The following is a 14,958-nucleotide window of genomic DNA, read 5'->3' as shown; positions in this document are numbered from 1 at the left end:
AACGCCAGATATGATTATTCATATTCATTGACTGGAGACCATTATCAGATCTTCAGAGGTAAAGAATAACAATTTTTATCAAAAAAATAATATCAACAAGGGGAACACGTTGGAAACTTAACAGTAAATCATGTATACTGCACTCGTTATTATTAATCAATCGCCTCATTACTATGGATCGTAAAAAAGCAGAAGCAGATTTAAGAAAATACTATACTGTATTTCTTCAGCTCGGGCTTATTGTTGCACTTGCAATATTTATTCTCGCCGTTAAAGTTGACTTAACAAGCGAAGCACCCGATGAGTATACGCTGGATGAACAGGACGTTGTTGAAATGGAAGAGGTTATCCAAACCGAACAAATCGAAACACCTCCCCCGCCACCCCGTCCTCCGGTCCCGGTTGAGGTTCCTAACGACGAAATTATCGAAGATGTAAATATCGACATTAATTCCGATTGGGATCTTGATGATCGAATGGAAATGCCACCACCACCACAGGAAGAGGAAGAGCCTGAAGAGAACTTCTTTGTTGTTGTAGAAGAGATGCCTGAACTCATTGGTGGTCTTGCATCCATTCAAAAGAATATTGAATATCCTGAAATGGCCCGAAGAGCTGGTATCGAAGGCCGTGTTTACGTGCAGTTTATTGTAAACGAACAAGGAGAAGTTGAAGATCCTCGTGTTATTAGAGGAATTGGCGGTGGTGCTGATGAAGAAGCACTTCGTGCCGTTCGTCAAGCTAAATTCCGTCCCGGAATGCAGCGTGGACGCCCCGTTCGAGTACAGTATAGTTTACCTGTAGTTTTCAGGCTTCAGAACTAATAATTATAGATCTTTTAAGACGAAAAAAGGCCTGTTGATAAATCGACAGGCCTTTTTTATTTCAGGTTATTTTTTTCCAAACCACATACGTCATTTCGAAAAGTTTATCCGAACTATCAGATCACGAAAATGATTAGTACCCATGTCTATAATCATCAATTCCTGCGCCAAAGCCAGATTTATATATGAGTACGAAATGGATTATCTACGGCCTTCTGGCCCTCGCCCTTTTGATCACATTGAATCTTGTGGGGCCGTTAAAGGGTACGACCCCATCCGACTTCCCGGATGAGTTCCGGCCTGTCGATTCTAACCCGATTCAACCCTGCCCCGACTCTCCGAATTGTGTTCGTTTATCTGTACCTCTTAACATAGATCCTGATAAATTGATGACCACCTGTGAGACGATTCTCAACAACATGGGAGCAGAAGAAGTCGAATCTGATTCTGAATCCTTTCAGATAGACGCTGTATTTAGAATTGCACTCTTTGGGTTTCGGGACGATTTCACTATCCGTATTTCTCCGGACAATACGGGCGGATCCATTCTGCATCTATCAAGCCGCAGCCGGACAGGGAAAGGCGACCTTGGCGTAAACCGGCGGCGAGTTCAGAAATTATTATCTTCGATACAATCTGTTACGTAATTAAACAACTAACCAAATAAATCTTACGTGTCTAAACTATCTATCTCTGTCGGTATTCTCATGATCATTCTCGGGGCCGGTTCGTTTGTGCTCACGGGCGCAGCCAGTGCAACGGCCTTAATTCCCGCATTTTTTGGAATAGCTTTTATTGGCCTTGGCGTCATCGGTCTTAAAAAAGAGACTCTGCGAAAACATGTGATGCACGCGGCTTTGCTGCTTGCAATTCTGGGTATTGGCGGCTCCATCGGCGGATTAATCAATGTTCTTGGCGTATTGGGCGGTAACGAATTAGTTCGCCCAAATGCATCATACGCCCAGGCAGTCATGGCACTAATCTGCGTCTATTTTGTAGTTGCCGGTGTTCGATCATTTATTAATGCCCGCAAAGATTCCGAATCGAATGCTGAAGCTCAAGATGCCGGATGACAGAATTGACACCGGCAGTTTATCAATCATAGCCGGGCCGGAGCTTTAGTCACCACTAAAGATGTCCTCAATCAGATGACCATATTTGTCTTCAATGACCCGGCGTTTCACTTTTAGTGTTGGAGTGAGTTCGCCGGTTTCAACAGAAAATTCCTGTGGCAGCAACCTGAAGTCACGGATTTTTTCGTGTGATGCCAGCTCTTTTGAAAAACTGCGCACCTCTTTGCTAAACAGGTTAATTATTGATTCCTTTTCAAGCAGATTCTCAATAGAATCGTAGCTGATATCATTCTGTTTTGCATGACTTTCAAGCGTCTCAAAATCAGGAACGATTAGCGCTGCCATATACGCCTGTTTCTCCCCAACCACAACAAGCTGGTCGATCCATTTACTTGTTTTGAACATATCTTCAATCGGGCCAGGATAAATATTTTTCCCTCCGGCATTTACAATCATATGCTTGATGCGGTCGGTAATCTCAAGCCGTCCATCTACAAACCGGCCGACATCACCAGTGTGGAGCCAGCCTTCGTCATCAATCATCTCCTGTGTGGCCTCTTCATTCTTCCAGTAGCCTTTCATTGTATTGGGCCCGCGGTTCAATATTTCACCCGGTTCAGATGTTAGCTCTGAGGGATACTCCTCACCACTCAGGCTGGCAATGATTTCATTGTTCTCCAGCCGCTGAATACCCACGGTAACTCCATTTATAACTTTTCCAACCGTCCCCATTTTCTCATCACCGTACCTGTTACAGCACATCACGGGTGAAGTTTCGGTTAATCCGTATCCCTCAAGTATATTCAGACCTGCCGACATAAAGAACGCCCCGATTTCAGCAGGTAGTGCAGCTCCGCCCGATACAAAAAATTTAATATTTCCACCAGTCCGTTCTTTCAATTTGTTGAAAACCAGTTTGTCCGCTATTGTTTTTTGGATGCTGACGATACCGCGTTCACCTTTCCAATATCTTTCACCTACGGATAGCGCCCAGTTAAATATAGATTGTTGAATAGCACTGCCTTGCTGCACATTTTTAGTTACAAGATTGTAAATCTTTTCAAAAAGGCGGGGTACACTAACCACGATTGTGGGATGTGCTTCCAGCATATTTCGGGCCACCGTATCCACGCTTTCCGCATAGTATATTTCCGCACCACCGGCTATCATAGCGTAATACCCGCCGGTTCGCTCAAATGAATGGCAGAGAGGCAGAAAGGAGAGACAGCGATCTGAGTCACCAATAGAAATTGCGTCGTGAGCAGCCTTCACGTTACTTACGATGTTCCGGTGGGTCAGCATCGCTCCCTTTGGCCGACCTGTAGTTCCCGATGTATAAATCAGTGTGGCCACGTCTTCAGGAGATGTTCTTTTGATCCGCTTCTTTAGCTCCTTGGCATGCTGTGGTTCTGCTTTAGAACCGGCAGCACAAACGGTATCAAATAATTTCACATAATCTTTCTCTATATAATCCTGTACTTTTGGCTCATCAAAGGCGATAACCTGGGTGAGATCGTCACACTCGTCAAACACCTGAATTGCTTTTTTAAGCTGTATTCCGGTGGACACGAAAAACAGTTTTGCTTCGGAATCCTCAAGAATGTACGCGCACTGTTTAGGGGGCAATGTAGCATAAAGTGATACGTTAATGGCCCCAACCATTTGAATTGCAAGATCTACAACTGCCCATTCATACCTGTTTTCACTCAGGATGGCAACCCGGTCACCCATTTGAATATCCTGATCAATCAGGTAGCTGGCAATAGATGTCACATCCGCCTCAACCTCTCGCCATGTAATCGTTTGGTATGGATCGTCCGCGGTAGGTTTATATGCGAACGCTGTTTTATCAGAATTTTTGTATTTTGCCACAACATTCTGAAATAGATCTGTGAGTGTTTCAAATGCAACGATAGTGGGCATAGCAATTTATTTTTTAAATGTATGGTAGACTGAACATAAGATAGCCGATTTCATTTAATTTAAAAGAATCGGTTCCAGTATGGCAGAAAGTGTCGTACTCATCAAAAAAATACCTGGTTTTTAAGACGATAAAAAAATAAGAACGTTTGGTAACCGATCGTTCATCGCTTTTAATAGTTATAATCTTTTTACTATGGCACATCCCGCACACGAAGATACAATTGAATTGGTAAAAGAAATTTTCCGCACCTACCTGAAGGAGAGAAATCAGCGGCAAACACCAGAGCGATTTATGGTTTTGGAGGAGATCTATAGGTCTGAGGGGCATTTTGATGCAGACGATATCTTTTTCAATATGAAAAATACCGGGACAAGAGTTTCGCGTGCAACCGTGTATAATACTCTCGATTTGCTCATTGAATGCGGCCTCGTACAGCGCCAGCAGTTTGGTAAGAATCAGTACTATTATGAACGGTCCTACGCCTATCAACAGCACGATCACATGATCTGTAAAAAGTGCGGTGTGGTGATTGAGTTTTGTGATCCACGTATTCTTGAGATTCAAAATCTGATGGAACAGATCTATGATTTCAACATCGAGGGGCATTCACTGCATCTGTTTGGAACCTGCAATAATGTAGAAGAGTGTGAAAGACGCCAAAAAGCCGGTGACAAAATTAAGAGCCTTTCTGATGCTTAGTTTGATGTTCCCTTCTCATCTTACAATAAAATAGCACTTGACTAAGTTAACGTAATTGTTAACATTTGTCCTGTGAAAGAAATCAATCCGCCAGCCGGCGGACCAATCAGGTAAAGTCCCAGTCAAAGAATTTTTGGACTCGCTGAGTTCTAAACATGCTCAGAAAGTTACCTAGGTTCTTGAATTGGCTGAAAGATTAGATCAGGTTCCGGTTCAATACTTTAAAAAATTGAAAAGCACAGATGATATTTGGGAGGTTCGAGCAAGAATAGGATCGAACAGCTTTAGAATTTTGGGTTTCATTGACGGGGATGAATTTATTATCCTGACAAATGGATTTCCCAAAAAATCTCAGAAAACACCCAAAAAGGAAATTAATTTGGCAGAGCAGCGAAAAGCTGATTATCTGTCCCGAAAAGGAGGTAAAACATGAGTGATTTACAAGCCTACATAAGCGACCGCAAAAAACGAGATCCCGATTTTGCCGAAGGTTACGATGAAGGATTTCGTAGTTTCAAAATTGGTGTACTTCTAAAGCAAGCCCGCGAGGAAGCAGGCCTGACTCAGGATGAACTCGCCAAACATTTAAACACGAAAAAAACAGCTATCTCACGAATCGAAAATCATGCCGAAGATATACGACTTTCAACGTTGGAGAAGTATGCTCAGGCATTTGGAAAGAAGCTCAGAGTTGAACTTATAGACTGAGTTAGGCATATCAAGACTTCGTGCTCATCAGTATGAGCTCAGAAGTCGATATACTAATTTACAGGCTTGCAGCACAAGCCAAGAGTCGTTCTGTTTTTAAAAGCAAGATTGTGCAACAATAATGACTACAACAACTCTTAACCTTATAATTCTTATCCTAACGGCCAGCTTCGGATGGCTGACGATTGCATATGAAGGCTATGCTAACATGCATGGGTTGACTGTAGGATCATGGTTGAGCGGACCGTTTACATGGTTTCAGGGAATCGCATACATCGCACTTATTGTGTCAGTAATACTTAGTTTCTTTACGGTTGCTTGGTGGGCTCCTGCCGTTGTTTTGATCGCAGGAAATATATTAGTCCGAATTATGCTTCCCACAATGAAAGCAAATTCACAAATTGTAGCTATGGTAGGCGTATTTGTGGGCTTACTTCTTTCGGTATTCATCGTTTGGTTGTAAGCCGAAGCATAAGAATTAGTTCGAACTGATGCCGTGAAACTGCACAGGCGCTTCAAGGCTCAGTTAATATCAACTTAGTCCAGCAAATCATTATAGGTACAACCCCCAAAATAAGTTAATGGATGAGTCGTCCATGAATCATATTCTAATTCAACCTGACTTAATTTTTGGAAAAGCGTATTTGACGCTTTTACGACTTACATAGATTTCACCACACTTTCCCGAATTCATCACCAGAAAATTACTCCATCAGTTATAAACGCTGGTATCTTTAATAAATTTACGGGCTGCCCAGCGGCTTCCCATCCATCCCATGATGACTGCAAGTAAAATTACCCCGCCTATCAGGTAATACCATCGGCCAAATGGCCAGCTGAGTACACCCAGCTGAGAGATATTTTGCGGGATAACCCAATCGAACAACAAAACAATAAGTGCTGCCGCAACGCTTCCAGCAATAAGCCCCTGAACCACCCCCTCAACTAAAAACGGGCGGCGAATAAACCCGTTTGTAGCACCAACGAGCTTCATAGCCCGGATTAAATCCCGCTTAGCATAGATTGTTAGACGGATGGTATTGAACACGAGAATCATGGCGATAAACAGGATAAAAATGCCAAGGGCGGCGCCTCCCATAGCCAACTGGTCAGTTCGGGTTTCCAGGAGCTGCAGGAGAGCCAGATTAAACCGCACTTCGTCAATACCATTCAAGTCGCCTAACGATTGTGCAACAGAATCGACCTGAGCAACCGTTGCGTTATCCGACATTTTCAACCGAAAAGATGCCGGAAGAAAATTCAGATCTGCAAGCGCCTCACCACCCATCCCAAATTCCTGCCGGAATACTTTAGACGCACTATCTTGTGAGATATATGAAAGCTTCTCAACGAATTGTGCAGATTCAATGCTGCGTCTCAGTTCATTTGTCGTCTGGTTGTCAATATCATCGAGAAAAACTTCCACCTCTACCTGTTCTCGAAGCATTTGGGATACTTCGTAGGCATTAAATCCAATCCTGGCTAGAACCCCAATTAGAAGTACCGCCAGAAACAGGGAAAAAATTGAGGTAAACGCCGCAAGCCGTGCTCTTGATAGCCCGGCAAGTCCTTCTTTTATCAAATATCCTACACTCATCTGCTCATATTAATTAGTGAATAAAACACGTAAGCCAAGAATAAATCGCTGTTGCGGCATTGGGTATCCTACCGTTTCAAAGTATCCCGGCTGCGTCACACGGTCAAAAATATTTTCCCACCTCAAAAGCACCATAAACCATCGGATTCTTGCCGACAGATCAATATCGACCCGGCTGTATGGTGGATTTAGCAGTTCCTGCGTTCCATGCTGCCATCGGTTTAGCGGCACGATGTATTCCGCCGATCGCATGAAATTGGGGGAGTACATTCCCACCAATCCGGCTTTAACAAAAGTGGCCCGGTCAAACAGGTAGTTTTTCCAATACATGCTGCCTTTCAGCCACACTCTGTCTCCTGAGTTTTGCAGCCCAATGTTAACCGGATTATCTGACGCTGATGACTCAAATCTCTTATAGGTTGCAGACGCCATTCCCTCAAAAAGGGGCGAATCCAGGTTAAGGGTTCCCGTAGCCGACATGGATGTGTAAGGATCAATATTAATAAATTCTTCCACTGGCGCGTTGGTTCGGTTCACGAATACACCTTGCTCAACCTGGCGGAGGTCCACGCGTCCATCAAAAGAAAAATAGCTGCCCAGCCCCAAAGTTGCCTCTGCACCAGCCGTCAGGGATTGTTCATTCAACAGATCTCTATTACCGCTAAACGCTTCACTTTGCCAATAGAGTGCCTGCAAGTCCGGAGATTGGCTGGCATAACCGCCAAATGCTGATAGCTCCAGTCCGGAACCTATGCTCAGCCTCAAACGTGCACCCGATTTTACATCATATCTGGAATCACTCCTGAAAGTTCCGCTACCGGTCGCAGAAAGTTCGAGTGCCGGTCCAATAGCCAAAGAACCGGTCAAGTTTCCCTTCACTCCTGTCCATTTATTTTCGAGCAGCTGTTCGGTGCGATTCTCAAGAAAAAATGGCCGCACCGTTACCGTCGCTTTTGCCTCATTTTTTTGCAGTCTTTGACGAGCGTAGAGTTCAATTTGGCGAAAATCCGTTGCAACTGTATCTGCGCTGTAGGTCAAAGAGCGCTCATTTGTTTGATAGTGGAACCCAAATTCGGTTTGAACCGCCCTGGATGAATCGCGCCTGAAATGAGTTTGCAGATAAATATCTTTCGTAGATTTATCAGAACTGGCACTCCCCTCATTCGGTGAGGCTATAAACGGGTTGAACGGAAATAGTGATGGATCGTTCAGAACATACCCAAAGGGCTGCTGCTGCTCGAGGGAATTTGTAATATACGCGCCTCGCAGTAACCAGCGACTGTTTAGCTGATGATATCCCCTGAGTAAAATTTGGTTTCCCTCAACAACACTTCGGTTGTAGCCGATACCGTCACGCCTGTCCCAGTACGACAGCTCGATATTAGTACCTGGAGTTACATTATGCGTTGCTGCAAACTCAAGATTCCGGAAGTTATAGGTGCTCTCATCAAAATTCAGATACGTTCTTGGCTGAACAAGATAATGGTCCCTGAGCCGTATGTTTGTCCTGTAATCGGGCCCAAAAGACGACGTATTCATTGTACTTATTTTATGCACCGGCACACGATTCCAGTTCACGGCCCCCGTTAGCGGATCGTTAAGCTGAAGCCCGTCGAGCTCTGTTTCAAAATGCCTGTTTTCGAACGTGTGCATCTGCACAGCATCCATCCGGCCCAGTGTTCCCGTTCTGTAGGTAAATGCGCCGGGATACCTGTAAAATCGCTGAGTGAGATTCAGCGTATTGACCCAGCGCAGCGAGCTGTCGGTTTCAGTTGACTCAAATCCCGGCAGGTCATTATACCGCCAAATTTGAATAATAACCGGCTCTTCCTCCTCTTCAGCTTGCTGCTGCATCATTTGCTGGAGTGAATCAGATCCCGCCGTCTCAAACGAAATTGAATCTGCCGGTGTCACCGGCTCGGTCGTATCTTGTACGGCTGCCGAGAAAAGCAGAATATTTAGAAACAGTGCAATCACGAATAAACCGGGGTCAAATTATATGGATAGGAGTCAATGCCAAGTAATTGTCTCCGGACTGTTTCGAGGACAACTGATGTGGTCCGCTGTTTATTTATTTCTCTTTCATCAGTAAAAATACCTTTTATCGCAAAGTGCTTCTCTTCCGTCCAAAATCCCATCCATACCGTACCCACTGGTTTTTCTTTTGTTCCGCCGCCTGGCCCGGCAATTCCGGTTGTTGAAACGCCAATATCGGCCCCGGTACGCTTCGCGACACCTTTCGCCATCTGCAGCGCAACCGGTGCACTTACAGCTCCAAATTGATCGAGGTCAGATGTTTTCACCGATAGCTGCTCAGTTTTCACAGAGTTGGCATAAGCAATCACGCCTCCCAGCATATAGCGACTGCATCCGGGGATATCCGTGATGGTATCAGAAACACGTCCGCCGGTACAGCTCTCTGCCACAGAAATCGATTTTTCCTGTTTTATCAGCAGCTCACCGAGAACGTCAGCAAGATTACAAACCTTACCCTCTCCGTATATCACATCACCTGCTTTTTCTAGTAACATTGATCTAAACTTATCTAATTCAGCCTCAGCCTGCTCAATGTTGTCCCCGCGATATCCAACCCTGATTTTCACACCACCCGCATTTGGTAAAAAAGCAACCTCGAGGCCGTTTGAAAGATACTCACTCAAATCACCAATCACCTCGTCGCTCAATGTGCTTTCCGGGACTCCGGCCGTATGAAAATAACGAAGTGACCGAACCGTGCGGTTTGGAAAAACGCTCTCAAGCCGCGGTGTGATTTCATTCTCGGCCAGGTACCGCATTTCATGTGGAACTCCAGGCAATACAGCCATCACGTGTCCGTTTTCTTCAATCCACAAACCGGGTGCTGTACCTTTTTTATTAAAAAGAATACTACTATTTTCGGGCACAAGTGCTTGGTCGGCATTGGATTGACGAAAAGTAAAGCCACGCACCTCGAACACCTTTTTTATGTGATTCAGCACATTTTTATCTAACGTAAGCTTCGTATTAAACAGATCCGTAATTACTTTTTTTGTAATATCATCATGAGTAGGCCCGAGACCGCCCGTAACTACAGTAAAATCCGCCTCATTAAAACTTTCCCGCATTCTTCTGATAAGCAGATCATATGTGTCTGGCAGCGTCATGACCTGCTCAACATCAAACCCCTGCTCGTTCAGATAACGGCCCAGCCAGGATGCATTTGTGTTGATGGTATCTCCAATGAGGAGTTCATTACCTATTGAGATGATATGTGCTGTTTTCATGGCTTTGAAAATAGGAGTTTGTCACTCCTTGATGAAATTTGATAGTAAAAAATCTTCCTAACAACTTTGCTCATACACCATTACCTTTCTAACGTGAAAAAATTACCCAACATACTTAGCGGTTCCAGGCTTTTATTGGCCCCTGTCTTTTTCTTCCTGTTCATACAGGATGATCTTTTATGGAGAGGCCTCAGCCTTGTCGTATTTACTGTAGCAGCATTAACAGATTTCTTTGATGGATATTTTGCACGGAAATATGAAGTTGAAAGTAATGTCGGCATCTTTTTGGATCCCTTAGCAGACAAGTTTCTGACTTTTGCCGGCTTTGTTTGCCTGCCATTTGTTGACACGTCCCAGTTCGTTTGGTGGGCCATTATCCTCATAGTGATCCGTGATATATCTATCACCCTGCTCCGTATCTATTCGGATAGTAAGGGAATTGTGATGCAGACCCGGAAAACGGCCAAAATAAAAACAGCCGTGCAGATGGGCTATTTGTATGTGGCACTGCTGCTGGGTTTCCTCTTTTTAATACCAGGAACAACAGCCGATATTGTGCGCTCAATATTTAGAACTGATATCCTCTATTGGGGACTTATGGCGGTTACCGCCATCACGGTATATTCCGGTATTGAGTATCTTTACGTCAATCGAAAACTTTTCTCATCGTCTGAATGACCCTCCTTAAGGCTGTTCATTCTCTAAAGATGGCGCTCGGCACGTTCCTTGGAGCCGGCTATATCACAAAGGCACCCGGAACACTTGGCAGCCTGCTAACTCTCCCTTTTATATATGTAGCTTTTACATGCTACCATTTGCCGGGGCTTGTGGTTCTTACGCTGGCTGCATCACTTCTTTCCCTCTGGACAGCACCGGCAGCCATCGAGGAACTTGGCGACGATCCCGGGGAATTTATTATGGATGAATGTGCCGGCCAGGCGCTCGTTTTTGTTGGAGTCGTCGCATTTGATATCACCCTGAACTTCATGTACCTGTTTTTAGGATTTTTGCTTTTTCGCGTGTTCGATATTATCAAACCATTAGGGATTAAGCGGGTAGAGAAATTCCAAGGAAAATATGGTATATTATTAGATGATCTGCTTGCAGGCATCTATGCATCTGCGGGGTTGATAGCCCTCTTATCACTCTTTTCCCTATATCTTTAGAATGGAGTTAAGTCATTAACAGGAGATCAGTTACTTAGAAAAAGTTGAAGACGCATTACCAAATGATCGATACAGAAAAAAAATATACAATTTTAGATAAAGCATTTTCCAGAGAACTTGCGGGACTGCTACTAGATATTGACGCCGTATTACTTCGCCCAAATGAACCGTTTACATGGTCATCGGGTTGGAATTCCCCCATTTATTGCGATAACAGGTTAACGCTGAGATATCCATCTATCCGAAAAAAGATTGCCCAGGCACTGATATCTATTATCGAAAATGAGCTAGACCCCCCAGATGTTATTACAGGTACGGCAACTGCCGGTATTCCTCATGCAGCCTGGGTGGCCGGAAGTATGGACCTGCCCCTTGCTTACGTACGTGCTAAGGCAAAAGCTTATGGGCTGGGGAACCAGATTGAGGGCGGCGTAGACAAAGGCCAGTCAACAATTGTGATTGAAGATCTCATCTCAACCGGTGCATCCGTAATCTCTGTTGTAGAAGCCCTGAAATTTATCGGCGCCAACACAACCGCCATCCTGGCTATTTTTACCTATGGGTTTGATAAAGCCAATGAAAAAATTGCGGCTCATCATATACCGGTTTATACGCTCACCGATTATAATACGTTGATTGACGTAGCTCTTGAGAAAGGAGCTGTTCATAGCGACGATATTAAACTTTTAAACAGCTGGCGTGCCAACCCCGAAAAATGGCCAAATTAAACCAAGACGATTCAGCACTTCCTTTTGCAGCCGCGGTGACAGCGATGAGCCTGGGAACAGGAAAACGACTGATACGAAATTTCACTTACTACAAACAAACACATACGGAAACTGTATCCCGTCGAGCCTGCCTTTCAATCTACAGAGAGCTCAGGTTCAACGTCTTCAGCCTCCAGAACATGTACCTTGATGATGCCCGGAGTGAATATCACGGCTCGTTCAAAGTGATGATTGCTAAACAGATTCAGGACAATCTTGAAGAACTGCACCGGAAAGTACTTTTTTTTGATACAGATGATATCGTTGACCTTATACCGGTCTTAGATCAGCTTCGGGCATTTTGGGCAAATTCATCAGAACCCGCCTTTTACGATAACAACTTGTCGGTTCGGCTGGATGAACAAATTATTCCGCTCCTATCTGACATTGAAAATTATTTACTGAACCTGCCGGAACTGTCAGACTCCTAACCTTTTTTATTTTTAATCTTATCAACAATACGTGATCGTTCCTAATACGGCTCACTATTTGACTGAACCAATTACATATTATGATTTCAAAAAAACTGCTCCTGATACTTATACCCGCCACTCTGTTGGTCGGCTGCCTGGACTCCACCAGCCCCGAATTTGACGATTACGACAATACTGCCGATTTGGAGTTTCTCGAAGAAAATGCCCAGCGTGATGACGTAACCGTTACTGAGAGCGGACTACAGTATCGGGTTATTGAAGAAGCAGACGGTACTCTTCCTGCCGAAGAATCTATTGCTGTCTTTAATTTTATCGGGACGTTTTATGACGGAGAAGTATTCAATGACACATTTGATGAGGGCCAGCCGATAGTCACTACAGTCAACTCACTTCCTCCCGGATTATCTGAAGGGCTGCAATTAGCGCCTATTGGCAGCAGATATGAATTTGTACTGCCACCGGATCTTGGATATGGCAACAACCCTCCTCCCGGCTTTCCTCCTGGAGCCGTGCTTATTTTCGAAGTAGAGGTGTTACACAGCAGCAACTACGATCCGATTTTTCTTGATCAAAATGCAGAGCGTGAGGAAGTCATGGTTACCGAAAGTGGCCTGCAATACCGTATTATTGAAGAAGGAAGTGGCGAAAGCCCGGCTAATGACTCTAGTGTGAGTGTAGAATATACCGGAACCTTTATTTACGGTGAGACCTTTGATACATCAAGAGATACCGATGGGCCTGCTACTTTCGATTTAAACGGAGTTATTGAGGGTTTTTCTGAAGGAATTCAGCTCATGCAAGAAGGTGCACGCTACGAGTTTTTCATTCCCGGAAACCTGGCTTATGGGCAGCAGCCGCCACAACAGAGCCTGATTTATCCTGACGCCACTTTAATTTTTGATGTTGAATTGATATCAGTAAATGATGAGTAACCGTATTTATCCTTTCTTTGATTGAAGGCAATTAACTCAGAATTCGATTTATACCTTGAGTCAAGTTCGTTATCTTGAAATTCTGAAAACGAAATGAGATTTATGATATGAGTGATAAAAAGTTCTACATCGAAACGTACGGCTGTCAGATGAATTTCGCCGATACCGAGGTCGTCAATTCCATTCTCATCGATGATGGAATGACACCGGTTCAGTCGGCAGACGAAGCGGATATTATTTTTGTAAATACCTGCTCCATCCGCGAAAATGCGGAAACCCGCGTTTGGAACCGTCTGAAAGAATTTCGATCGATCAAAAAAGAGAAGAAGCATCTTACCGTCGGCGTGATGGGATGTATGGCCGAGCGGATCAAAGATAAAATTATCGACCAGGAGCAGCTTGTCGATATCGTTGTGGGCCCCGATGCCTATCGCGATATTCCTAATCTGCTGGCAGAAGTAAACGATGGGCGAAAAGCCGTGAATGTACTTCTCTCCCTGGAAGAAACGTATGCCGACATCACCCCCGTTCGCACCAGCGACAACGGCCTCAGCGCTTTTGTATCGATCATGCGCGGGTGTGATAACATGTGCGCCTTCTGTGTGGTACCGTTCACACGGGGACGCGAGCGAAGCCGGCCCATGGAAAGCATTTTACGTGAAGTTCAGCAGCTCAGCGATCACGGCTACAAAGAAGTGACGCTTCTCGGGCAAAACGTAAATTCCTACCAATACCAGGACATCGACTTTACGCGCCTGATGGACGAGGCCAGTAAAGTTGACCCTGAAATGCGATTCAGGTTTTCATCACCCCACCCCAAAGATTTTCCGGAGCCACTGCTTCACCTGATTGCCGAGCGGCCAAATCTTTGTAATTACATTCATATCCCTGCGCAGGCAGGAAGCGACACCATGCTGGAGCGTATGCGCCGGCCCTACACGCGAGAGCAATATTTAAAACTTACAAAGCGCATGCGGGAGATTATCCCGGGCGTAAGTCTCTCAACTGATATCATCGCCGGATTTTGTGGCGAAACGGAAGAGGAGCACGAAGCTACGATGACCCTGATGGAACAGGTAGAGTACGATCTTGCCTATATGTTTGCCTATTCTGAGCGTGAGCGTACCCTTGCTCAACGAAAGTATGAAGATGACGTGCCTGAAAAGGTAAAGAAACGCCGCCTGTCTGAAATCATAACCCAACAGATGAACATCCAGGAGAAGCGCAATAATGCTGAAATTGGCAACGTACATATCGTTCTTGCTGAAGGCACCAGTAAAAAATCAGACAAGCAGCTCAGCGGCCGGTCAGACACAAACAAGATGGTCGTTTTCGACAGGGAACACTATCAAAAAGGGGATTACGTAGCGGTTGAAATCACAGAATGCACGTCGGCTACACTCATCGGAAAGCCACTTTATAAAACAACACTTAAAGAGTTTGCGGCAGAAGCAACTAAAGTTGCTGTGTAAGTAGTAAATGTAATAGCTTGTTTGAAATTCACTTTATCTTGACTGCCCAATAATAAATGCGGATTCAGGATTTGAAAAATTGATGTGCTTACATTGGTT

At 44.6% G+C, this 14,958-nt stretch carries 17 protein-coding genes; 13 read left to right on the top strand and 4 right to left on the bottom strand.

Going from position 1 to position 14,958, the window contains the following annotated elements; all coding sequences use genetic code 11:
* Nucleotides 1-173 precede the first annotated feature (173 nt).
* The 3 genes from AABW11_RS17080 to AABW11_RS17070 all read left to right on the top strand — a co-directional run bounded on the left by AABW11_RS17080 (nt 174) and on the right by AABW11_RS17070 (nt 1,897).
* A complete protein-coding gene (locus tag AABW11_RS17080) occupies nt 174-824 on the top strand; it encodes an energy transducer TonB (RefSeq protein ID WP_340106355.1) in 651 nt (216 codons plus the stop codon).
* A 185-nt stretch (nt 825-1,009) separates the two neighbouring features.
* The gene (locus AABW11_RS17075; protein WP_340106354.1) at nt 1,010-1,471 is read left to right on the top strand and encodes a DUF1499 domain-containing protein; all 462 of its coding nucleotides are present in this window, start codon (nt 1,010-1,012) and stop codon (nt 1,469-1,471) included.
* A 27-nt stretch (nt 1,472-1,498) separates the two neighbouring features.
* Nucleotides 1,499-1,897, top strand: a complete 399-nt coding sequence (locus tag AABW11_RS17070; protein ID WP_340106353.1) for a hypothetical protein — start codon at nt 1,499-1,501, stop codon at nt 1,895-1,897.
* A gap of 45 nt (nt 1,898-1,942) precedes the next feature.
* Here the strand turns inward: AABW11_RS17070 and AABW11_RS17065 are convergent, their stop codons facing one another.
* Nucleotides 1,943-3,820 (bottom strand): AMP-dependent synthetase/ligase, encoded by a 1,878-nt coding sequence (locus tag AABW11_RS17065; protein ID WP_340106352.1) that lies wholly within the window; start codon nt 3,818-3,820, stop codon nt 1,943-1,945.
* A 193-nt stretch (nt 3,821-4,013) separates the two neighbouring features.
* On the opposite strand from AABW11_RS17065, the gene AABW11_RS17060 reads away from it, so the two are divergent.
* The 4 genes from AABW11_RS17060 to AABW11_RS17045 all read left to right on the top strand — a co-directional run bounded on the left by AABW11_RS17060 (nt 4,014) and on the right by AABW11_RS17045 (nt 5,691).
* Nucleotides 4,014-4,520 (top strand): Fur family transcriptional regulator, encoded by a 507-nt coding sequence (locus AABW11_RS17060; protein WP_340106351.1) that lies wholly within the window; start codon nt 4,014-4,016, stop codon nt 4,518-4,520.
* A gap of 184 nt (nt 4,521-4,704) precedes the next feature.
* The gene (locus AABW11_RS17055; RefSeq protein ID WP_340106350.1) at nt 4,705-4,953 is read left to right on the top strand and encodes a type II toxin-antitoxin system RelE/ParE family toxin; all 249 of its coding nucleotides are present in this window, start codon (nt 4,705-4,707) and stop codon (nt 4,951-4,953) included.
* Nucleotides 4,950-5,228: a helix-turn-helix domain-containing protein gene (locus AABW11_RS17050; RefSeq protein ID WP_340106348.1), complete on the top strand. Its 279-nt coding sequence runs from the start codon at nt 4,950-4,952 to the stop codon at nt 5,226-5,228. Before AABW11_RS17055 ends, AABW11_RS17050 begins: the two co-directional genes overlap by 4 nt.
* Nucleotides 5,229-5,349: 121 nt before the next feature.
* Nucleotides 5,350-5,691, top strand: coding sequence for a hypothetical protein (locus AABW11_RS17045; protein ID WP_340106347.1), 342 nt, complete (start codon nt 5,350-5,352; stop codon nt 5,689-5,691).
* Between the two features lie 249 nt (nt 5,692-5,940).
* Here AABW11_RS17045 and AABW11_RS17040 read toward each other — a convergent pair whose 3' ends face one another.
* Genes AABW11_RS17040 through AABW11_RS17030 form a run of 3 tightly spaced genes read right to left on the bottom strand, consistent with a single transcriptional unit; the run spans nt 5,941 to nt 10,088 of the window.
* Nucleotides 5,941-6,825, bottom strand: coding sequence for a cell division protein FtsX (locus AABW11_RS17040; RefSeq protein ID WP_340106346.1), 885 nt, complete (start codon nt 6,823-6,825; stop codon nt 5,941-5,943).
* Nucleotides 6,826-6,834: 9 nt separating this feature from the next.
* Nucleotides 6,835-8,802 (bottom strand): hypothetical protein, encoded by a 1,968-nt coding sequence (locus tag AABW11_RS17035; protein WP_340106345.1) that lies wholly within the window; start codon nt 8,800-8,802, stop codon nt 6,835-6,837.
* Nucleotides 8,799-10,088 (bottom strand): competence/damage-inducible protein A, encoded by a 1,290-nt coding sequence (locus tag AABW11_RS17030; RefSeq protein ID WP_340106344.1) that lies wholly within the window; start codon nt 10,086-10,088, stop codon nt 8,799-8,801. The genes AABW11_RS17035 and AABW11_RS17030 overlap by 4 nt, the downstream gene beginning before the upstream one ends.
* Nucleotides 10,089-10,181: 93 nt before the next feature.
* Between AABW11_RS17030 and AABW11_RS17025 the strand changes: the two genes are divergently transcribed.
* The 6 genes from AABW11_RS17025 (at nt 10,182) to miaB (ending at nt 14,859) form a co-directional block, all read left to right on the top strand.
* The gene (locus AABW11_RS17025; RefSeq protein ID WP_340106343.1) at nt 10,182-10,766 is read left to right on the top strand and encodes a CDP-alcohol phosphatidyltransferase family protein; all 585 of its coding nucleotides are present in this window, start codon (nt 10,182-10,184) and stop codon (nt 10,764-10,766) included.
* Nucleotides 10,763-11,254 carry a phosphatidylglycerophosphatase A family protein gene (locus AABW11_RS17020; protein ID WP_340106342.1) on the top strand — a complete coding sequence of 164 codons (492 nt, stop codon included), beginning with the start codon at nt 10,763-10,765 and terminating at the stop codon, nt 11,252-11,254. The genes AABW11_RS17025 and AABW11_RS17020 overlap by 4 nt, the downstream gene beginning before the upstream one ends.
* A gap of 62 nt (nt 11,255-11,316) precedes the next feature.
* Nucleotides 11,317-11,982 carry an orotate phosphoribosyltransferase gene (gene pyrE, locus AABW11_RS17015; RefSeq protein WP_340106341.1) on the top strand — a complete coding sequence of 222 codons (666 nt, stop codon included), beginning with the start codon at nt 11,317-11,319 and terminating at the stop codon, nt 11,980-11,982.
* Nucleotides 11,970-12,452, top strand: a complete 483-nt coding sequence (locus tag AABW11_RS17010) for a hypothetical protein (protein WP_340106340.1) — start codon at nt 11,970-11,972, stop codon at nt 12,450-12,452. The genes pyrE and AABW11_RS17010 overlap by 13 nt, the downstream gene beginning before the upstream one ends.
* Nucleotides 12,453-12,532: 80 nt before the next feature.
* The gene (locus AABW11_RS17005; RefSeq protein WP_340106339.1) at nt 12,533-13,387 is read left to right on the top strand and encodes an FKBP-type peptidyl-prolyl cis-trans isomerase; all 855 of its coding nucleotides are present in this window, start codon (nt 12,533-12,535) and stop codon (nt 13,385-13,387) included.
* A 107-nt stretch (nt 13,388-13,494) separates the two neighbouring features.
* Nucleotides 13,495-14,859 (top strand): tRNA (N6-isopentenyl adenosine(37)-C2)-methylthiotransferase MiaB, encoded by a 1,365-nt coding sequence (miaB, locus tag AABW11_RS17000; protein WP_340106338.1) that lies wholly within the window; start codon nt 13,495-13,497, stop codon nt 14,857-14,859.
* Nucleotides 14,860-14,958 lie beyond the last annotated feature (99 nt).

It is taken from the genome of Rhodohalobacter sp. 8-1 (assembly GCF_038150125.1).
Taxonomy (GTDB): domain Bacteria; phylum Bacteroidota; class Rhodothermia; order Balneolales; family Balneolaceae; genus SW132.
The sequence above is the reverse complement of the archived record's forward strand: the minus strand, read 5'-3'. Positions and strand labels throughout refer to the sequence as shown.